We start from the raw sequence: 21,133 nt of genomic DNA, 5'->3' as shown, positions 1-21,133 counted from the left end.
ATTAAATTAATGATGAAAAAACTAATGTTAATGATGCTGTGCCTGCCCATGCTTTCGGCCACAGTAAAAGCTGCCGGCGACCAGAAAGTGGCATCGAAAGTTGAAAAGGTTATTGTGTTTTTAAACGGCGCACAAGTTACCCGGACGGCTACGGTGAATGTCACTACCGGTGAATCCACAATTACATTTGAGGGCTTATCGCCTGATATTGATGCCCAAAGTATACAGGTACATGCAGATGGTGCTTTTACCATCATGTCGGTAAAAAATGAATTGAACTTTTTAGGCAGACAGGTTAAGCAAAAAAAGGTAGAGGAACTGCAGGCAATGCAAAAAACTTTGCGAGATAAAATAGACCTGCACAACAGCGCGCTTGCAATTTACCGCACACAGGAAGATATGTTGAGCAAGAACCAGGTAGTAACCGGCCAAAACGCTAACCTCGACATCCTGAAACTAAAAGCAGCTTTAGATTTTCAGGCCCAAACCTTAACCGAGTTAAAAAAGAAAGAACAGCAGGTAGGTAATGATATTACTTTACTAAACGAAGAATTACAAAAATACGACAGGCAGATAGCAGATATTACCAAGGGGGATACTAAGATCACCAATGATGTCATCGTAACCATATCATCTAAAATAGTAGTGCAAACGAAGTTTTCGTTGAGTTATATTGTAAAAAATGCAGGCTGGTACCCAACCTATGATGTGCGGGCTAAGGATGTGAACAGCCCTATCAATATCGCTTATAAAGCCAATGTTTCGCAAAAGTGCGGTGAAGAATGGAAGAACGTTAAATTAACCCTATCAACAGCAAACCCAACTGTTAGCGGCAGTAAACCACAGCTAAATCCATATTATCTCAATTTTGGTATGATATACCAGGGCCAGTCTGAAAATGTTACCAAGGTTGTTGGACGTTTATATGATAATAAAGATGGATCGGCGTTAATAGGAGCAACCATAAAAGTTAAAGGCACTTCGATAGGCGCAACTACTGACGCAAACGGGCAATATTCAATACAAGTGCCCCAAGGCAGTCCAATTTTGCAATTCAATTATGTTGGCTATCAAACAATAGAGCGAAGAGTTAATTCGGGTAATATTAGCGTAGGTATGTCGCAATCTCAAAATCAACTAAATGAAGTTGTGATTGGATATGGATCGAATAATGCAGAAGGTATAATGGCAGGGGTAAATGTGGCTTATGACAAGGTAGAATACAAAGCATCAGCGTATCAGGTAAGAGGTAATGCTACGCTTCCCGTGATTGTTGAGCAAACAGAAAATCAAACAAATATTGAATTTAATATATCTAATCCTTACACCATCCCAGGCGATGGTAAACAATATTTGGTTGAGATAGGCAACTATGATCTGAATGCCACTTTTGAATATTACGTAGCTCCAAAACTCAATACAGATGTATTCCTTACCTCGCAAATTATAGACTGGAATAAATACAATTTCCTTTCGGGAGAGGCTAACTTATTTTTTGAGGGTACTTATATTGGTAAATCATTACTGGATACCCACGCTTCGAGCGATACGCTTAACCTGTCATTAGGTGTAGATAAAAATATTGTGGTTACCCGTACTTTGCAAAAAAATTTAACCCAACGCCAGATCATCGGATCGAACAAAAAGGAAACCAAAGACTGGGTCATCGAAGTGAAAAACCGTAAGAACCAACCCGTTAATTTGTTGGTTGAGGATCAGATCCCGGTATCGCAAAATACATCGATAGAGGTGGAGCGGCAGGAGGTTTCAGGCGGTAAGGTGAATGACACTGATGGCAAGGTTCAATGGACATTAAAGATGGCGCCATCTGAAGATAAAAAGGTTGAGTTGAAATACCAGGTAAAATATCCTAAAAATCAACAAGTTATAGTTCAATAATAACAAATGAATAATTTGATACACCATATTCCGGCACAGTTAGATGATATACTGAAAAGTATGCCCTGGTTTGTGCCGGAATTGGGTTTAAGTATACTTTTCCTGATTGTATTTCTGGCAGACCTGATAGCGGGTAAAAAAATGGCGGGTTTAGCACGAACCGTATCCATTATAGGTATGCTGGTAGTATTGTTTACCGCGCTGCAGCAATTGCCACTGGTTCCGGTTGGCGAATCGCATTTTGTGTTTAACGGAATGTTGTTGCTGCACCGTACATCGGTTTGCTTTAAGTTGGTTATTGATGCGCTGGCTATTTTGGTACTCATTTACATCCCATGGGATAAAGCTTTGCGCGCGCATTTTAAGGGCCTTGGCGATTTGTATTCCATCATTATAGCATCGGTATTGGGTTTGCATTTAATGCTGATGGCCGTAAACCTGTTAAGCATTTATCTGGCTGTCGAGATGGTGTCTATCGCATCATACCTCATGGTAGCTTACCGCTCAGATACACAAACAACAACCGAAGCCGGTATGAAATATGTGTTGTTTGGCGCCGTGGCATCAGCCATTATGCTGTATGGCATCTCGCTGCTGTATGGCTTTAGCGGCACGCTCGATATTTTTGCCGATAGCTTTATCCAGAATTTAATTCATGTTAGCCCGTTGAGTGTTTCGCTGGCATTGGTGTTGGTTATGGTGGGGATAGGGTTCAAGCTATCGTTTGTACCCATGCATTTTTGGGTGCCCGATGTTTACCAGGGAGCCGCTACACCGGTTACTGCCTACCTTTCTACTTTACCCAAAATTGCCGGGTTGGGTATGCTCATCAACTTTTTAACGCCTTTTGTATTCAGCACAAGTTGGGCAGCTTTTGATTTTAGGTTGCTGTTATCTGTTGTTGGTGTAATAACCCTTATTGTGGGCAACATTGCGGCTATCTGGCAAACCAATATAAAACGGCTGTTAGCCTATTCCAGTATAGGCCACACCGGTTTCGCGTTGATGGCTTTGGTTACCTTTTCGGAGCAGGGCATATCGGCATTATTGTTTTATCTGGCGGTTTATGCCATAGCCAATATTGGCGCGTTAATGCTATGCAGCTATTATGTAAATAAAATAGGCGCGCATACACTGGATAGCTATAAAGGCGTGGGCCTGCGTTACCCGCTGCCATCGGTTTGTTTTGTTATGATATTGATATCACTTGCGGGATTACCCGTTAGCGCGGGTTTTAATGGTAAACTCCTGGTGTTTTCGGCAGTGTATGATGTATATCAGCACAGCCCCAATGTATGGTTATTAGCTTTACTTATAACAGGTGCTGCCACCACGGTTATAGCTTTGTTTTACTACATCAAAATCCCACTATACCTGTTCCTGAAAAAGAATGACCACCATGCCGATGATCTTATTGTTAATCACAAATATTTGCTGATATTCATTTGTGTTATAAGTGCTTTCTTGTTATTGACCGGTGTTTTTCCCCAGATGTTGAACTTTTTGCAACTTTAATATGATTTTGGTCATATAATTCTATTTAATCTATAGAAAAAATTCCTTTTTTTATAATTTAGCGCCGTTTACACAACGGAGTTAAATGAAAAAATTAATACCTATTTCTTTCCTGCTTGTTATTGCAGCGCTTTGTCTTGTTTTTCCATCAATTGATGTTTCAAGCACCAATGCTCATATTGATGCTGCCGATACCGCCTGGATGCTTTCGGCAACCGGTTTAGTATTGATCATGACACCGGGGCTAGCCTTTTTTTACGGGGGCATGGTCAACAAAAAGAATGTGATATCTACCATGTTCCAAAGCTTTATCTGTATGGCTGTAATTACCGTTATATGGGTAGTATTTGGCTTTAGTCTGGCCTTTGGCGATACTGTTTATGGTATAATAGGTAATCCTTCAACCTTTTTTATGATGAAAGGCATGTTAGGTAATGCCACCTGGAAATTAGCACCAACCATACCAATATTGCTGTTTGCCATGTACCAGTTAAAGTTTGCCATTATTACACCGGCGCTAATAACAGGTGCTTTTGCAGAGCGTATCCGTTTTAATTCGTACCTGTTGTTTATCTGTTTATTCTTTGTGTTCATCTACGCGCCGCTTGCACACTCTACGTGGCACCCGGATGGCTTTTTAGCAAAATTAGGTGTGCTGGATTTTGCCGGCGGTACGGTTGTGCACATGTCGGCAGGTTGGGCTGCACTGGCATCGGCCCTGTACATGAAACGCCGTAACGAACAGAACCACGCCCCCGCACGCATTACTTATGTAATGATAGGCACAGGCTTATTGTGGTTTGGTTGGTTTGGCTTTAATGCCGGTTCGGCTTTTGCAGCAAATGGTCTGGCTGTTACCGCGCTTGCTACCAGTACTACAGCATCGGCCGCCGCGGCGGTAAGCTGGATATTTTTTGATATGGCGCGGGGGCGCAAACCAAGTGCCATGGGCGCCTGTATAGGTGCTGTAGTAGGTTTGGTTGCCATTACTCCGGCGTCTGGTTTTGTATCTATACCGCACTCGCTTATTATTGGTTTAGTGTCGGCCTCTATCAGTAACCTGGTAGTAGAGTGGCGCACACGTACTACAATTGATGATACTTTAGATGTTTTCCCTTGTCACGGTGTTGGCGGTATGGTGGGCATGGTACTAACCGGTGTTTTCGCGCATCAGAATATCAACAGCGCCAACATTACCGGCAACGGCTTGTTCTTCGGCGAAACACATTTGTTTTTGATACAATGTGAAGCTTTGGTAGGCGTATCTGTATTTGCATTCTTTGGCTCTTTACTTCTTTTAAAAATTACAGATATGTTATCGCCGCTGCGTGTTTCGCTTGAAGAGGAGGCTGTAGGTTTGGATATTAGCCAGCATGGCGAAAAGCTTTAAAAATTTACATTTTGCGGATAGATTTTTTTTGTCCTGCAGGGTGTGATTTTAGCAAAATTTGGATTTTTTTAACACCTGAAAGTTAATTCTGCTATTTAGTTGTTTAAACATGGATATTGTTGTTGAAACGTGCCAAAATGTTTGGAAATTGTTAAGCCAAGGTGTCAAAAATGTTTCGTAATTGATATAAAGTAGTAACTTTGCGGACTTATTACTCACCATGAGCGATCAGATAAAACACGAATGCGGCATCGCATTTATCCGTCTTTTAAAACCCTTATCATTTTATCAAAAAAAATACGGCACCGCACTCTACGGTTTAAATAAGCTGTACCTCCTGATGGAGAAGCAGCATAACCGCGGCCAGGATGGGGCAGGCGTAGCTACCATAAAGCTCGATATAGAGCCCGGTAAGCGCTACATTAGCCGACACCGATCGATGGCGCAAAATGCCGTAGCCGACATATTTGAGTATATTCAGAAGAAATTTGCCGATATACAAAAAGAGCAGCCGGAAAAACTGACAGATGCCGAATGGCTTAAAAACAATGTCAGTTTTACCGGCGAAGTTTTGTTAGGGCATTTACGTTATGGCACACACGGCAAAAATAGTGTCGAGAATTGTCACCCTTTCCTGCGCCAAAATAACTGGATGACCCGTAACCTGGTAATTGCCGGTAATTTTAACATGACCAACGTTGATGAGCTGTTACAGCAACTGTATGAGCTTGGTCAGCACCCCAAAGAGAAAGCCGATACCGTAACGGTACTGGAAAAAATAGGACACTTTTTAGATTCAGAAGTTCAGGGTTTGTTTGATCAGTATAAGCGTGAGGGATTGGATGATAACGCCGAGATCAGTAAGCTGATAGCTACCGACCTGGATGTGGCCAAGGTGTTAAAAAAATCAGCCAAGAACTGGGATGGTGGTTATACCATTGGCGGTATTTTTGGCCATGGCGATGCCTTTATCATGCGCGACCCGGCAGGCATACGCCCGGCGTTTTATTATTATAATGATGAAGTGGTAATTGCCGCTTCGGAGCGCCCAGCCATACAAACTGCATTCAATGTTCCTATCGAAGATATCAGGGAAGTAAAACCCGGCCACGCGCTTATCATCAAAAAGAATGGTAAAATAAGCGAAGAGATGTTCAGCGAGCCAAAGGAGAAGAAAGCATGCTCTTTTGAGCGGATCTATTTCTCGCGCGGAAGCGATGCCTCTATTTACCGCGAACGTAAGCAACTGGGCCGCCTGCTTTGCGAACAGATATTGCAAGCGGTAGATCAGGATGTTGAAAATACGGTATTCTCTTATATTCCTAACACAGCCGAAGTTGCCTATTATGGATTGGCTGAAGGGATACAAAAACACGTTAAACAGCGCCAGCGCGAAATACTGCTGAACCGTGCCGATAAAATTACCGACGAGGAGCTGACCCGCGTTTTAAAAATGGCTCCACGTTTTGAAAAAATAGCTATAAAGGATGTAAAACTGCGCACATTTATTACGCAGGATGCCGACCGTAGCGAAATGGTGGCACATGTTTATGATACAACATATGGCGTTGTAAAAGCAGGCACGGATAGCCTTGTGGCTTTAGATGATTCTATCGTTCGCGGCACTACGCTGAAGCAAAGTATTTTAAAAATACTGGACAGGCTGGGGCCGAAAAAGATAGTAGTGGTATCATCTGCGCCGCAGATACGTTACCCTGATTGTTATGGTATAGATATGTCGCGCATGGGCGAGTTTGTGGCATTTGAAGCTGCTATAGCCTTGCTGAAAGACAGCGGCCGCTACCAGATCATTGCTGATGTTTATCAGAAATGTAAGGAAAGCTCAAGCTTGCCAAAGGAAGAAGTAGAAAACTATGTAAAAGAGATTTACGCTCCTTTTACCGACCAGGAAATATCTGACCGTATTGCCCAGATCATCACACCAAAAGGGATAAAGGCTGAGATAAAAGTAATTTATCAAACCTTAGATAACCTGCACAAAGCTTGTCCCGACCATAAAGGCGATTGGTACTTTAGTGGTAATTACCCAACTGCAGGTGGTAATAAGGTGGTTAACCGCGCCTTTGTAAACTGGATGGAGGGGAAGAACCAAAGGGCTTATATGTAGGTTTTGGAGTTTAAAGTAGAATGTTAAAAGTATAAATAGCCGGAATTGAGCTTAGCTTGGTTCTGGTTTTTTTGTTGGGGAGGGATTACAAATTACTGGTCTTTGGGGTCGAGGATAGTAAATTCAGAACAACAGGGGCGCTTAATTACTGCCGATTGCCTACCTGTCAAGTTTACCACAAGGGAGGACCCTTGCGGTAGCGGGGATGGATTACTTTATTGTAACTTTCTTGCATTCTGGACATAATTTAAGCTTTTCCAAAAACTCCGACTTTGATAATTTAAGGACTGCAAAAGGCAGGGATGGTTTTTGGTTTAGTATTATATAATGAAAATCAGTATCCTTTTTCCAATTGATTGTTTTGAATAAGATATTCAAAGAATCATTATATACAGCTATTGCTTTGTTTTCTACTATCGGGTTGCTGAAATTTCCGTCTACTTCGCAAACCGAATAATAATTGGTAGAATCTCCTTCATTATGTATCAGGGCAAAGTTCCTTGTTAAATGAATTTCTTTGTGACTAACATCAAAGCACGATGTAAGACACATTAGGATAATAGGAATGATAAGGACGACTTTTTTCATATCCTAAGTTAGAAATAAACCTACCTCACCCCAAACACCACATGTGTAACCAATTTATCCACCAGTACTAACGCGGCAATAATAAGCGCGATACCGGCAACCTGGTTTAAGCGGTGGACTGATTTTTCGGAGATCCTATCGCGGAGTTTGTTGGCAAAAAACGCTTTGGTAGTATCGAGCGAGAACTGTACCGACAGTATGGTGATAAACATAATGCCTATCATTAAGCGCCTGTTGGGCGCATCGGCAGGGTAATAGGTACTTGCCGCCCCAATTACCGTTATCCAATGAAATAACAGGGTAGGATTGAAGATGCACATCAAAAAGCCTTTCAAAAAAAAACCCGCTCGGTTGGCCTTCACGGGGGTTTGGTTGTAGCTGATCTCGGCTTTCTTAAAAATATAGTACACGCCAATGGTAAACAGGATGGAACTGCCCACCATACCCACTATTTTGGTATCAACATTAATACTGATAAGCTGCGACCCGAACAGAATGGCGCCTATAAAAACCATATCGCTGGTAACTACGCCCAGGGCCATAGCCACGCCGGCGTGAAAACCTTTCTCGATACTGGTTTTAATTAATGCAAAAAAAACCGGCCCGGTTAAAACCGAAAGTACCAGCCCGAACCCGATGCCTGTTATAATGGCTTCTATCATTAATTATAGCCTTTGGTAATTCACAGAATGCGAATATGCAACTTTTAAATAAAATACAGTATTTTATTCAGTGCTTGTTTAAATTTATTGTGTAAGTTTAGCTTTGAACACATTGTAAACTTTAAAACTTTTTGATTGCTATGGCAGCCACGTTACCTATTAATAATGATACATCTTCAAAAACCAATAACTCCAACGCTATTGTAGTCATTGGCATATTGTTTTCAATATTTGGTTTTGTAACCTGGCTAAACGGAACGTTAATACCTTTTTTAAAACTTGCATGTAACTTAAAAACAGATGCCCAGGCCTTTTTTGTAACATTTGCATTTTATATGGCCTATTTTTTTCTGGCCATACCCTCATCGTGGATATTGAAAGCTACAGGTTTAAAAAATGGTATGGCGCTCGGTTTGCTGGTAATGGCAATAGGAGCCATAATATTTATCCCGGCGGCAAATAGCCGTAGCTTCGCTTTGTTCCTTACGGGATTATTTGTTCAAGGTGCGGGTCTTTCATTGCTTCAAACAGCGTCAAACCCTTACATCAGCATTGTAGGGCCAATTGAAAGTGCCGCGCAACGCATCAGTATAATGGGTATTTGTAATAAACTGGCCGGTATTTTAAGCCCTATAATTTTAAGTGCTATTCTGTTAAAGAACGCATCGGCATTAGAAACTCAAATAAATGCCGCTACAGATGCCGCAACCCGCAGTCACCTTTTGGATGAACTGGCAAGCCGTGTAATTGTTCCGTATGCGGTAATGGCCGTTGTATTGGTTCTGTTAGCCATTTGGGCGCGGCGCTCATCGTTACCTGATATTGATGTTACAGAAGCCAATGCCGAGGCGGTTGATGAACATGTAAGTAAAACCACCATCTTTCAGTTCCCACACCTGATTTTAGGTGTTATCTGCCTGTTTTTGTATGTAGGGGTTGAGGTTATGGCTGGTGATGCGATAGGTACCTACGGCAAAAGTTTTGGCTTGCCCTTAGATGAAACCAAGTATTTCACCTCCTTTACACTGGTTGCTATGCTGTTTGGTTATGTAGCCGGAATTATTGCTATACCTAAATTTATCTCGCAAGAAAAAAGCCTTAAAATATCAGCTTTGTTGGGAATTGTATTTGCCTTGGGTGCACTACTTACTACGGGTTACATATCTGTAGGTTTTGTGGCTGCTTTAGGTTTAGCCAATGCTTTAATGTGGCCCGCTATTTTCCCGATGGCAATACGGGGCCTTGGTAAGTTTACCGAAACCGGCTCGGCCATGCTTATTATGGGAATTGCCGGCGGTGCGCTTTTACCGCTCGCGTTTGGCTTTTTAAAAGAAAGATATAATTTTCAGTGGGTATTCTTTTTACTGATGGTGCCGTGCTATCTCTATATTTTATATTATTCAGTAGCCGGGCATAAAGCCGGTCTGAGCCAATTCCGTAAAAAGTAGATCCAGAATTTTTACGTATTTCAGATCACATGATTGCTAAACCAAGTTTCGATGATATTTTTATGAGCCTCGCGCTCGACCTGGCTAAGCGCTCCCACTGTGTAAAGGCACAGGTAGGTGCGGTTTTGGCTAAAGATACCCGCATTATATCTATTGGCTATAATGGCCCGCCATCAGGCACCCATAACTGCGATGAAGAATGGCCCGAAGAGGGCTGCGCGCGCGACTCAAAGGGCAGTTGCTCGCTCGCTTTGCATGCTGAAGAGAATGCCATATTGTTCGCCACTAAAAATGGTGCTAACCTTGCCGGATCAACGTTGTATACTACTTTATCACCATGCCTGCCTTGCGCGCGGCTGATCTTTTCGGCAGGTATAAAAAAAGTCTATTTTAAATACTCATATGCAGAGTATAAAAAGATACCATCTGATGAAGGTGTTGATTTTTTAAACAAATTTGGCGTAGAGGCACGTAAGTTTAGCCCGGATATTGAAGGGCAGGATTAAAACCTGCCTGAGCTTATTAGTTATCTGATCACGGTTACCGATCCGGCAAAGTTGATCTGCCCGTTTTTTGGCGATATGCTATAATAGTATGTACCAACAGGTACCGGCGTGCCATTATAAGTACCATCCCATGGTTTTCCGTATCCTAACGAATAGTATATCTGTGTGCCATAACGGTTAAATATCTGTATGGTTGCTTTTGGATAATCGGCAAGGTACTTTATAAACCATGTATCGTTTGTACCATCGGCATTAGGCGTAAAAGTATTGGGTATTATTGGCATTCTGAGTACCACTACGCGTACACTGCTGGTATCTTCACACGTTCCGTTTGATACCGTTAGGGTATACTTTGTAGTTTCAGTAGGTTTTGCCACAGGGTTCAGCACATCGCTCCGGCTCAGTGTTTCGGATGGATCCCAGCTAAACGTTAAATTATTGCCTGATACGGTTGGTTTCAAAACTACGCTTTTGCCTTCCAGTACATAAAGTGTTTCGCCTGCATCAGCTCTCGGGCTGGTGAGTACTGTAATTGGCTGCGTAAGCGAATCAACACAACCAAACGTGGAGGTAAATTTATAAGTGATAACATGAATACCCACCCCGGCAATAGCAGGGTTAAATAGCCCGCCCAACGATACCCCATCCCCTGAATATGTACCTGTTCCCTGTATGCCTGTTGTTTCTGATCCCTGGGTTAGCTGAACAGGAGTTGCTAAAAAACAGATCTTATCCAAAGCATCAAACTTTACTTTAGGCACCGGCAGTATGGTAACCGTGCGGGTTAACGAGTCAACACAAACTCCACCTGAATATGCTTTTAATTTAATGTCGTAATCTTTGCTATCGGGCAGCCTGTTGTATAGTGTATAAACATGACTGAAAATATTGCCTTCAAAGCGTCCCGGAGTATCTATAATCGTTTTAACAGTTGGTTGGTTTACATTATCATAGAATATTTCTATTTTGGTGATCACCCCGGGAGCAACGGTGGACTTATTCAATATCATTACAGGCTGCCCGCTACAAACCGGGCCTGTATTGATAATATCAAAATCGGCTTTAGGTGTGCCACCGTTAATTTCAAATGTTTTTTGAGTAACATCTGTACAGCCGGATGGAGCGGTTATGGTTAAAGTAACCGTGTATTTACCAATAGTATTATAATAATATTTAGGAAACTGTTGGGATGAGGTATCGGTATGTGCTGAGTTATTGATATCTCCAAAATCCCAGTGATATTTAAAGGTTACAGTCGAATTGTCAGACATTGCCGACTCATCAATAAATTGGGCATAACTATCTTTTGCGCAAACACCGGGTATATTAAATTTTGCTATCGGGCTGGCTGATATAACAACCTGCTTAGTGATGGTATCGCTTTGGCAGCCAGTATTGCTTACCAATACCAGTTTTACATTATAGTTTCCGCTTTTTAAATACTGATGTGATACCGTAGGGCCATTATTAACAATATCCGATGAGCCATCGCCAAAAAACCATTTGCGTGTAACAACGGTAAAATCAATAGTGGTGCTCTGATCGGTAAAGGTAACAGCCGAGTTTGAGCAGTTCAGGTTTGGTGTAGAAAAATCTAATGTTATATGTTGCAATATCCGTACCGTGTCTATTTTAAATGTTTGGCAGCCCGTTGTAGATGTTACCGTTTCTTTTACATAGTATAATCCGCTATCCGCGTAAGCATGTATAGGGTTAGCCAAAGTTGATGTATTGCTGCTTAGTTTATTATTCGGGTCGCCAAAATCCCATAAATACTGGTTAACACTACCAACCTGCGATGTGCTTTTATCTTTAAAATCAATAATGCTATGGCAGGCTTCGGGTGTATGGGTAAATGATACTACTGGCAGCGGAACCACAAAAAATGTCCCCGATATATCTTGCGAACCGGTTGCACAGCCGCCCTGTGTAGTAGGGTATTGTGCTGATATGTTATACTTATGGGATCCGGCGGTATTATATGCGGGTGTTTTGGGTAAGGTATATAAATACGAAATTATACCATTGGTAGTATCAGCTTTTGCTGTGGGGCTGGTTTGTACAACGGGGGCATCCGCGGGGTCCATGTTCCAGGTTATCTGGGGCGATTTAAAAGGGAGCGTAAGTTTAAAAAAGAAGTTTTCGTTAACGCATGCCGAGTCGATAACCGTATTATCTGAAGATTTTATGGTGCTTACCGTTTGTGATGATGCCAGGCTGGTACCCGCTGAATAGGAATATGATTCTACATTGCCGAAACCATATGCTATTGCGTTAAAACCATCATCGGCTGTTAAATTAAAGCTTTTTGTTCCGCCGGTATTTAGTTTGGTCAGATCTAACTGCATGTAAGAATATCCCGGCAAGGTTGGCATAGCGAAAAAACTACCCGTGGGTACCGCGTTATTGATACGAAAACTGGCTGCCGCCGAAGTTTTGATGAGTACATTGATATACTCTTCTTCGATTACCTGTTTGGTGGATGAGTAAACGGTTATGTTTTTAATGTTATAATTTATAGGATTAAGGATAACCATATCCGGGTCGCTATAACCAACGCCTCTTCCGGTAGTTGCGCAAGCTTGTGTTAAAGCATACTGCGCTACGCTAATTGGTTTTGACCCTGTTATATATGATGCTGATTGTAGTGGCGATGGTGTGGTGTAAAACTGACCTGAATTAAGTGTGGCTACCGCTGTACCATCAATTCTTACTACGGTATTATCATCTTTGGCCACTATGCGTGCGTATTGCCCCACGGTGCGTACCGGGAAAGTAAAGTTAGGGCTGTTAGTACTAAACGGTACAAAGCCATAGGCCATTCCCCAGCTTTCAATAGGGTAACATTGCTGAAAAAGTGGATCGAGCGATGCAGGGCTACAGGTGGCGGTGGATATATATGCACCCGAACTGCCGCTAAACATAGCGAAACTTTTGCATGCCGAATTAAGCGTATCAACAGAAACCGATACACCGGTAAGATCGGGTGTTACAAGGTATTCATATACATCATTAACATTGGTTAAGGTAACACCGCCCGGCACCAGTTCGGTAGTGCCTCTTTTTATATGTACTGTTGTATTGGCTTGTGTTGCCACTATAGCAATATAATTTTGCCCTTCCGGGCTTTGCTGATTGAGCTCCTGGTAGTTCATGCTAAAGTATTTTTGGCTCAATGCATCCTTAGGTAAAATTAACGATGCAGCCGAACGCTTCCCTGCAAAAATATGGCTGTACACTACTACTTTTGGTTTTCCGGCATCCACTACTATGTGTATAGCCCTGTTTTTCAATACCGTGTTGCCTTCCGTAGCATTAATATAAGATATGGCGCGGGGTATTGGTACTTCAACCACGGTATTAGGTGTTACACTAAAGGTGGTTGAGAATGTACCACAGGTTACCACTCCGGATGATGCCTGGCTACTGGTAATGAAAATGCTGTTGGTAGCTAATTCAGTAGAGCTGTTAGGCTGGTGCGTAGGGAAGACAGACCAAAACTCGGTACCTGCGTTGCTAATACTTTGCGCGCTGGTTCCATGTACACTTATCATCATAATAAGTATCCCGATAAACCAATAACAGCAATGTTTCAGCATACAGCTACAATCTTAAAGTAATTAATGATGAAATTATTAATGGTAAGCCCTCATTGGTAAAATTCGCTCTTGTGAGGGTTATTTTAATAAACACAGGTTGTTGTTTTACTGTAGCCGCAATAATAATAGCACCCGAAGGTACGCCCGAATTATTATCAAAAGTTAAAGCATACGCTTTAGCTTCGGTGAACAAAAAGTAGCATTCCAAGTCTGCTTGCCTGAAGTTTTTCTGTTTTGATATATCGCTGAGGGTGTTATTTACCAGTTTCTCCTGCTTTTTTTCGTTAACGTATTCCCAGGATATCGAATAATCAGGCCCGGTTAATTCATTTGGGGCGGTAAGCTTTGAGCCGGCGGGGATTTCGTATTTGCGGTGGCATATCTCTACGGAGTCGGCAAATTGGCTCGTTTTGCCAAATACACCGCTAAATATCGCGGCAAGTAATATCGTGGTAAACAAACGCTTCATAGGCAATTAAACTTCAACCTATTGAACGCTAAAAAGTTTAAAATCATATATTGAAGTTGTGGTGAAGATAATAATTTAAATCTTTACTGTCACATACGTTTAAACACGGTACTTGAGTTGTTTTGCAGAGAAGAATATTGCTTTAGTTTGATGATTGAGATTTATAATACCTGTTTCAATAGCCCGATATATCCGTCTATCCCATTCCTGATTTCATCTACATATACATATTCATCCGCCATGTGTGATCTTGCCGAATCACCGGGACCCATTTTTAATGATGGGATATCCAACAAGGCCTGGTCAGAAGTAGTAGGGGAGCCATAAGTACTTTTACCCATTGCAATACCCGCTTGTACAATAGGGTGGTTCTTATCTATTGATGATGGCTTTAACCGTGTTGAACGTGCCTTTACTTCGCAGTTTACGTGTTCTCTAATAATGGTTAAAACCTCGTCGTTGCGGTAGGCGTCTGTTACCCTTACATCAACTACAAAATTGCAGCTTTCGGGTACTACATTATGCTGCGTGCCTGCGTTAATAACGGTAACCGACATCTTTATCGGTCCGAATAATTCTGATTCCTTCGGGAATATGAACGTGCGGAACCATTCGATATCTTTTATTGCCTTATAAATTGCATTGTCGCCTTCTTCGCGGGCGGCATGGCCTGCTTTACCATGTGCGGTACAATCTAAAACCATCAGGCCACGTTCAGCAATGGCCAGGTTCATCAGTGTAGGCTCGCCAACAATGGCAAAGTCCAGCTCGCCAAGATCGGGCAGCACCAATTCTATACCGTTCTTACCCGAAATTTCTTCTTCGGCAGTAGCCGCAAGGCAAAGGTTATATTTCAGATCGGTACGCTCATAAAAATGCAGGAACGTCGCGATAAGCGAAACCAAACAGCCACCGGCATCATTGCTGCCCAGCCCGTAAAGCTTACCATCTTCAATATCAGCGGCATGCGGGTTGCGCGTGTAGCCGGGGTTAGCCTTCACAGTATCATGGTGCGAGTTAAGCAGGATGGTAGGTTTGGCATCATCAAAATGAGCGTTATATGCCCAAATATTATTTTCTTTACGATACGTTAGCACCTCACGCGAGGTCAGGAAGGTGTTAATAATCAATGCAGTATCTGCCTCCTGCCTACTAACAGATGGCGTTGCTATCAGTTGCTGCAATAAGCTAATGGCATTGTTGTATAAAGTATCGGTACTGGTCGTCATATATAAATTTAAACTCGTTATCTTATCGCTCGCGTAACTCACCCGTAAAATTATACAATTACCATCATTTCCCTTACTTTCTTTTATCTCAAAACAAATCATATAAATTAAAGTTCAGATTAGGCCAGGTGTTTAGTTTTTCTACAGATTTTACGACTATTTTTGTTTAACACATCTATAATATAAATGAGGCAAGGCTTAAGTACTACTTTCATCATATTCGCATTGTTTTTTGTAAGGAAGCCTGTTTTTGCGCAGCAGCAACCCACACTCAGTTACTTTATTGATCATGCCCTGCAAAGTGATCCCAACATCCGCAGTAATGTAAACCAGCAACAATTTTATAGCCTGCAGGCCCAACTGATAAATGCCCAGAATAAAGCACCGCAAGTCAATTTTACTTCCGATTACCTTTTCGCCCCGTTTTTTGGCAGCGATGGAAAGCCCATCGCCATTACCACAGCGCCATCCGAAAACGCTTTTGGCTATGATATTGGCCAAACCAATGGCGGCATGTACGCCACACAGATGCAGGTATCGCTTAACCTGCTCAATAAAAAAACTATTAAAGCCCTGCAAGATCAAAATACCAACCTTGGCGCCACTAACAGCTATGCCAAGGGGCAGTTGGAACACGACTTGCGTAAATCCATCACCGATCAATACATACAGGTTTACCAGATACAACAGCAGGAAGAATATTTAGCACTTATAATTAATGAAATAAAACAGCGCCATGCCGCGGTTGAAGCATTGGTAAAGCGTGGACTGCTGCAACAAAGCGATTACCTGTTATTGGCCATAGAACTCAACACCCGCGAAAATGAACTGAGTCAGGCTAAAATAACAGAGATAAATGCTTACGGAGCTTTGAAAAACCTTGCCATAATTACAGATAGCGGTATGGTTAAACTGCAGGAGCCTGATTTGACATTGATAACCAAGCCAACAGCTTTTTATTATAAAGAAAAATTTAAGTTAGATAGCTTGAACCTGGTATTGGCACAAAATGCATTTAACACCAAATACCTGCCTACATTAACCCTGGGCGGGAGCGGAGGTATGCTGGCATCTGATTTTACAAATATCCCGCACAATGTAGGGTTCGATGCTTCGCTACATTTAAATATCCCGATATATGACGGGCGCCAGCGTAAAATAGTGGAAAGCCAAAACAAGATTACGCAGCAAAACCTTACTTATGCACGCGATAACTTTACCGTTCAGCAGAAAAATTATTTGGAGAGTATCCACAAACAGATAGACTTGTTTAAACTCAGCAACGCTCAAATACAGGGCCTTATTGATAAGCAGGAACTATTGCTTAAGCTCGACAGGGAAAAACTGGCGGGCGGGCAACTATCTATTATTGAGTATGTAAAATCGCTGCAGGATTATGCAGCGGCAAAGCAGAGTTTAACGGCAGCCCGCACACAGGTTTTGCTGCTTATTAACCAATACAATTATTATAACTGGTAACATGCATAAAGATAGATTATACATATTGGGATTAGGAGTGTTGTTTATCCAGGCTGCCTGTACGAGCGCTCCCCCGGCCGAAGACGCCGCCGTAGAAAGTACTCCCGTAGTAACCGTTGGTAACCCGGCAAATCACAGCTTTAGTAACAGTGTTACTTTTACAGGAACTACGCAATACCAGCAAAAAGCCGTTATACGGGCAGGCATTGCAGGCTACGTACACCACCGTGGTTGGAAAATGGGCGATGTGGTAAGAGGTGGTTCTGTTTATTGTACCATTACCAGCAAAGAGCAGGAAGCATTAAAGAACATTGATAAAAGCGGTATCCTCGAAAAGTTTCGCAACCCTATACCGGTAGTAGCAGGTACAGGTGGCATCCTTACCGCTGTAAATTACCAAAACGGCGATTTTGTTGCCGAAGGGGATATACTTGCAACCTTGACACAACAATCATCGTTAGTATTATTGGTAAATGTACCTGTGGAATACCTAAGCAAAGTTCACGCGGGTACAGCCTGTACTGTTGTAATGCCAGATGGTACCAAGCTTAGCAAGAACCTGCAGGCAGGCCTACCCACTGCCGACCCGGCTTCGCAAACGCAATCATTTATCGTACCCATCGCTTCAACTAACCTGCCGGAAGGCGCTAACTTAAAGGTGGTTATCAATCTGTCTACTACCGAGCAGGGCCTGGCCGTTCCCGTTAAAGCTGTGCAAACCGATGAAACGCAGGAGCATTTCTGGATATTCAAGTTGGGTGCCGATGGCAAAGCTTACAAGATAGAAGTGCAAGCCGGCAAAATATCAACTGACTCATTACAAGAAATACAGGCCAAAGGCATCAGCACCAGCGACAAGATCATTTTAGATGGAGCTTATGGATTAGCTGATTCAAGTAAAGTGAAACTGGCTGGTAAGGGAGGCAAAGAAGACTAATATGGCCGAGCAATCAAATAAAGCCAATTCTTTGGCCGCCAAAAGGTTTTTGTCGGGCGGGCTCCACTCGCACTATAAAAAACCTTTGCTGGGTTTGCTGATACTCATCCTAATGGGAGGTGTGTATAGCTTTATGCAGCTCAAAACGGGCTTGTTCCCCGATATTACCTTCCCCAAAATAAAGGTGATCGCCGATGCAGGACAGCAGCCGGTGGATAAGATGATGACCACGGTAACCATCCCGTTGGAAAATGCCATCAAGCGTACCGAGGGATTGAACCTCATCCGCACCAACACCTCCCGCGGCAGCGTTGAGATCAATATTTTTATAAATTGGAATACCGATATTGATAAGGCCATGGCGCAGGTGCAGGCACTTACCGAGCAGGTAAAAGGAGACCTGCTGCCAAACACCCAGATCACGGTGCAGAAAATGAACCCATCCATTTTGCCGGTAATGGGTTTCTCGCTCGAAGGTAACCGCACACCCATCGAACTGAAAAAGATAGCCCAGTTTCAGGTAAGGCCATTTTTAGCCGCTGTACCTGGCGTGGCCGATATCGCCATAACCGGGGGCAAGACTAAAGAATACCAGGTAATTATGCAGCCAGCTAAGTTAACCGCTTTAAGCATTACGCCATCGCAAATATCAACGGCTATAACACAGGCAAATATCCTGACATCCAACGGTTATATAAACGACCATGGGCGTTTGTATTTGAACCTCACCAACAACGCCATCGATAATATAGACAAGCTACAAAACCTGGTGGTGCTCAACAGTCCGAAACGTACCATATTTTTAAAAGACGTTGCCGATATCAAGATCACCGAGCAAAAAGAATATGTACGCATCAACGCCAACGGTAAGGATGTGCCGCTGATCGCGGTGATCAAACAACCAGATGCCAACCTGATAGACGTGAACAAAGGCGTAAATGATAAGATTGCCGAGCTCACCAAAATACTGCCGAAAGACGTCCGTATCATACCATATTATAAACAAGCTGATTTTGTTAACGATAGCGTAAAAAGCATTGAAGATGTATTGTGGATAGGCCTGGTGCTGGCTATCATTGTAGTGGTGATCTTCCTGCGCTCGTTCCGCGCAAGTGTTATTGTGCTAATTACTATCCCCACAACTTTGGCGCTTTCACTTATCGCGCTGGTGGTGTTCAACTATACCATAAATATCATGACGCTTGGCGCAATAGCTGCGGCTATTGGTTTAATGATAGATGACGCGGTGATTGTGGTCGAGCAGATCTTCCGCAGCCATGAAGACCATCCGGGTGAAGGAATGCACCACGTGGTAAAAAGGGCAATGGCTTATTTGTTCTCATCTATGCTTGGTTCATCGCTCAGTACCATCGTAATTTTTATACCGTTTGTATTGATGAGCGGTGTTGCGGGCGCGTATTTTAAAGTGCTGGCCTTTACCATGATCATTACGCTGAGCATGTCGTTTTTGGTAACCTGGCTGCTATTGCCCATGCTCTTTATTTTTATCCCGCTAAAGCGGACGGAAGCCAAACCCCACCATGTTAAAGATGGCTGGATAAAGTTCTTTCTCAAAGTACCCGTTATCAGTATTGTGTTTATAATTGGTTGCATTGCCATCATGGTCATCGTTCCCGGCAGGTTAGATTCGGGTTTTCTGCCGTCGATGGACGAAGGCGCCATCGTGCTCGATTTTAAGAGCCCGCCCGGAACGACATTAGAAGAAACCGACCGCATGCTGCGCCAGGTAGATGATATTGTACAGCACACGCCCGAGGTAGCGTCATACTCGCGCCGTTTGGGCACACAAATGGGTTTCTTTATTACCGAACCTAATACGGGCGATTATTTGATCCAACTTAAAAAGAAACGCGGTAAGACCACCGATGAGGTTTCGGATGATATCCGTAAAGAAATAGAAGGTGTGTTGCCGCAGTTGCAGGTAGATTTTGGACAGGTGATAGGAGATATGCTTGGCGACCTGATGGCATCGGCCCAACCCATCGAAATAAAGGTATATGGTGATGACCAGGCCAAATTGCAAGACATCAGTACCCAGGCAGCAGAACTTGTTACCAAAGTAAAAGGCACCGCCGATGTTTTTAACGGCATTACCATCGCAGGCCCAGAGATCAACGTAAACCCCGACGTAACCAAATTGGCGCAGCTGGGCATGAACCCGGCCGACTTCCAGTTTCAGTTGCAATCGCAATTGGATGGTAACATCATCAGCACCATTGTGGATAAGGAGCAATCGGTAAATATCAGGCTCATTTATCCTAAGGCTTCTCAAACATCTGTGCAACAGTTTGAGGGTACGAGTGTTTTCTTACCGGGAGGGCAAGTAAAAACCTTATCATCATTAGCCAAAGTAACCATGCAGCCCGGCGTTGCTGAGATAGTGCGCGAGAACCAGAAAATGATGGGAGTAATTACCGCACGTTTAGATAACCGTGACCTGGGGAGCACCTTAAAAGAGATACAAAGCAAATTAGGTACTCTGAGTATGCCATCGGGCTACCACATTGAGTACGGTGGCGATTATGCGCAGCAGCAACAAGCATTTAAGGAATTGTTGATCATCCTGATCACAGCAAGCATTTTAGTGTTTATTGTATTACTGGTGCTCTTCCGCAATTTCCTGGCGGCAGCCATTATCATTTTTCTGGCGGTATTAGGTGCTGCGGGATGTTTCCTTGCCTTGCTTATTACTCACACACCGTTAAATGTGGGTAGCTATACCGGTATTATCATGATCATCGGTATCATAGCCGAGAACGCCATATTTACCTATCACCAATACGATACCGGCAGTTACGAGTGGACAAGCGAGCAAAGTATTGTACACGCAATAGCTGCCCGCTTACGGCCTAAGTTAATGACGGCCACAGGAGCTATCATCGCCTTGTTGCCCTTGGCCCTGGGTATAGGTACCGGTGCGCAACTTCATCAACCATTGGCCATAGCCGTAATAGGCGGACTAATATTCGCCTTGCCTTTATTGCTTATTGTTTTACCGGTACTGCTCAAAATGATAGGTAAGGATAAAGACCGCGAAGCCGAGAAGAAGTTAGCTTTGGATGCGGATGATATATAGATTAAGGAAGCGACCGAGCGTTAACTCGATAGTTATACTATCTATAAAGTATTTAATCTTTATAGATAGTATCTCTCTTCAATCGGAAGTTCTCTCTTTATTGTAGTAATATATTCCGAAGGCTATTCCTATCATTCCTACAATAATGTATTCAAATGTAGACCTGGAGGGGCGAAAAGCAGATCTT

General features: G+C 42.9%; 14 protein-coding genes. 9 read left to right on the top strand and 5 right to left on the bottom strand.

Annotation, left to right across the window (positions count from 1 at the left end; translation table 11 throughout):
• Positions 1-9 precede the first annotated feature (9 nt).
• The 4 genes from KXQ82_RS07955 to KXQ82_RS07940 all read left to right on the top strand — a co-directional run bounded on the left by KXQ82_RS07955 (position 10) and on the right by KXQ82_RS07940 (position 6,932).
• Positions 10-1,899 (top strand): mucoidy inhibitor MuiA family protein, encoded by a 1,890-nt coding sequence (locus KXQ82_RS07955; RefSeq protein ID WP_219487654.1) that lies wholly within the window; start codon positions 10-12, stop codon positions 1,897-1,899.
• Positions 1,900-1,905: 6 nt separating this feature from the next.
• Complete coding sequence (locus tag KXQ82_RS07950) at positions 1,906-3,414, top strand: NADH-quinone oxidoreductase subunit N (RefSeq protein ID WP_219487653.1); 1,509 nt, start codon at positions 1,906-1,908, stop codon at positions 3,412-3,414.
• Positions 3,415-3,499: 85 nt separating this feature from the next.
• Positions 3,500-4,804, top strand: a complete 1,305-nt coding sequence (locus KXQ82_RS07945; protein ID WP_219487652.1) for an ammonium transporter — start codon at positions 3,500-3,502, stop codon at positions 4,802-4,804.
• A gap of 220 nt (positions 4,805-5,024) precedes the next feature.
• On the top strand, positions 5,025-6,932 hold the full coding sequence (locus KXQ82_RS07940) for a class II glutamine amidotransferase (RefSeq protein WP_219487651.1): 1,908 nt from the start codon (positions 5,025-5,027) through the stop codon (positions 6,930-6,932).
• Between the two features lie 210 nt (positions 6,933-7,142).
• Here KXQ82_RS07940 and KXQ82_RS07935 read toward each other — a convergent pair whose 3' ends face one another.
• Positions 7,143-7,520: a hypothetical protein gene (locus KXQ82_RS07935; protein WP_219487650.1), complete on the bottom strand. Its 378-nt coding sequence runs from the start codon at positions 7,518-7,520 to the stop codon at positions 7,143-7,145.
• A 20-nt stretch (positions 7,521-7,540) separates the two neighbouring features.
• Positions 7,541-8,182 carry a LysE family translocator gene (locus KXQ82_RS07930; protein ID WP_219487649.1) on the bottom strand — a complete coding sequence of 214 codons (642 nt, stop codon included), beginning with the start codon at positions 8,180-8,182 and terminating at the stop codon, positions 7,541-7,543.
• A gap of 140 nt (positions 8,183-8,322) precedes the next feature.
• On the opposite strand from KXQ82_RS07930, the gene KXQ82_RS07925 reads away from it, so the two are divergent.
• The gene (locus tag KXQ82_RS07925; protein WP_219487648.1) at positions 8,323-9,630 is read left to right on the top strand and encodes a sugar MFS transporter; all 1,308 of its coding nucleotides are present in this window, start codon (positions 8,323-8,325) and stop codon (positions 9,628-9,630) included.
• A 29-nt stretch (positions 9,631-9,659) separates the two neighbouring features.
• A complete protein-coding gene (locus KXQ82_RS07920; RefSeq protein WP_255563521.1) occupies positions 9,660-10,136 on the top strand; it encodes a deoxycytidylate deaminase in 477 nt (158 codons plus the stop codon).
• A gap of 20 nt (positions 10,137-10,156) precedes the next feature.
• Here the strand turns inward: KXQ82_RS07920 and KXQ82_RS07915 are convergent, their stop codons facing one another.
• From KXQ82_RS07915 to KXQ82_RS07905, 3 genes are all read right to left on the bottom strand, one after another.
• Positions 10,157-13,693, bottom strand: coding sequence for a PKD domain-containing protein (locus KXQ82_RS07915; RefSeq protein WP_219487647.1), 3,537 nt, complete (start codon positions 13,691-13,693; stop codon positions 10,157-10,159).
• A 46-nt stretch (positions 13,694-13,739) separates the two neighbouring features.
• Positions 13,740-14,204 carry a hypothetical protein gene (locus KXQ82_RS07910; RefSeq protein WP_219487646.1) on the bottom strand — a complete coding sequence of 155 codons (465 nt, stop codon included), beginning with the start codon at positions 14,202-14,204 and terminating at the stop codon, positions 13,740-13,742.
• 161 nt (positions 14,205-14,365) lie between these two features.
• Positions 14,366-15,433 (bottom strand): M20 family metallo-hydrolase, encoded by a 1,068-nt coding sequence (locus KXQ82_RS07905; protein ID WP_219487645.1) that lies wholly within the window; start codon positions 15,431-15,433, stop codon positions 14,366-14,368.
• 186 nt (positions 15,434-15,619) lie between these two features.
• On the opposite strand from KXQ82_RS07905, the gene KXQ82_RS07900 reads away from it, so the two are divergent.
• From KXQ82_RS07900 to KXQ82_RS07890, 3 genes are read left to right on the top strand one after another with little or no spacing between them, the layout of a single operon-like run.
• Entirely contained in the window at positions 15,620-16,912 is a 1,293-nt protein-coding gene (locus KXQ82_RS07900; RefSeq protein WP_219487644.1) for a TolC family protein, read from the top strand.
• A 1-nt stretch (position 16,913) separates the two neighbouring features.
• A complete protein-coding gene (locus tag KXQ82_RS07895; protein ID WP_219487643.1) occupies positions 16,914-17,849 on the top strand; it encodes an efflux RND transporter periplasmic adaptor subunit in 936 nt (311 codons plus the stop codon).
• A gap of 1 nt (position 17,850) precedes the next feature.
• Entirely contained in the window at positions 17,851-20,946 is a 3,096-nt protein-coding gene (locus KXQ82_RS07890) for an efflux RND transporter permease subunit (protein WP_219487642.1), read from the top strand.
• Positions 20,947-21,133 lie beyond the last annotated feature (187 nt).

This window comes from Mucilaginibacter rivuli (genome assembly GCF_019391655.1).
Taxonomy (GTDB): domain Bacteria; phylum Bacteroidota; class Bacteroidia; order Sphingobacteriales; family Sphingobacteriaceae; genus Mucilaginibacter; species Mucilaginibacter rivuli.
Note: the sequence above shows the minus strand (reverse complement) of the source record. Positions and strands in the feature narration are given on the sequence as shown.

Bases quoted from the DNA above. Each gene is read 5' to 3' on its own strand.
- KXQ82_RS07900 (WP_219487644.1), top strand. From the start codon at position 15,620: ATGAGGCAAGGCTTAAGTACTACTTTCATCATATTCGCATTGTTTTTT.
- KXQ82_RS07925 (WP_219487648.1), top strand. From the start codon at position 8,323: ATGGCAGCCACGTTACCTATTAATAATGATACATCTTCAAAAACCAAT.
- KXQ82_RS07940 (WP_219487651.1), top strand. From the start codon at position 5,025: ATGAGCGATCAGATAAAACACGAATGCGGCATCGCATTTATCCGTCTT.
- KXQ82_RS07910 (WP_219487646.1), bottom strand. From the start codon at position 14,204: ATGAAGCGTTTGTTTACCACGATATTACTTGCCGCGATATTTAGCGGT.
- KXQ82_RS07950 (WP_219487653.1), top strand. From the start codon at position 1,906: ATGAATAATTTGATACACCATATTCCGGCACAGTTAGATGATATACTG.
- KXQ82_RS07915 (WP_219487647.1), bottom strand. From the start codon at position 13,693: ATGATGATAAGTGTACATGGAACCAGCGCGCAAAGTATTAGCAACGCA.
- KXQ82_RS07955 (WP_219487654.1), top strand. From the start codon at position 10: ATGATGAAAAAACTAATGTTAATGATGCTGTGCCTGCCCATGCTTTCG.
- KXQ82_RS07920 (WP_255563521.1), top strand. From the start codon at position 9,660: ATGATTGCTAAACCAAGTTTCGATGATATTTTTATGAGCCTCGCGCTC.
- KXQ82_RS07905 (WP_219487645.1), bottom strand. From the start codon at position 15,433: ATGACGACCAGTACCGATACTTTATACAACAATGCCATTAGCTTATTG.
- KXQ82_RS07945 (WP_219487652.1), top strand. From the start codon at position 3,500: ATGAAAAAATTAATACCTATTTCTTTCCTGCTTGTTATTGCAGCGCTT.
- KXQ82_RS07930 (WP_219487649.1), bottom strand. From the start codon at position 8,182: ATGATAGAAGCCATTATAACAGGCATCGGGTTCGGGCTGGTACTTTCG.
- KXQ82_RS07935 (WP_219487650.1), bottom strand. From the start codon at position 7,520: ATGAAAAAAGTCGTCCTTATCATTCCTATTATCCTAATGTGTCTTACA.
- KXQ82_RS07895 (WP_219487643.1), top strand. From the start codon at position 16,914: ATGCATAAAGATAGATTATACATATTGGGATTAGGAGTGTTGTTTATC.
- KXQ82_RS07890 (WP_219487642.1), top strand. From the start codon at position 17,851: ATGGCCGAGCAATCAAATAAAGCCAATTCTTTGGCCGCCAAAAGGTTT.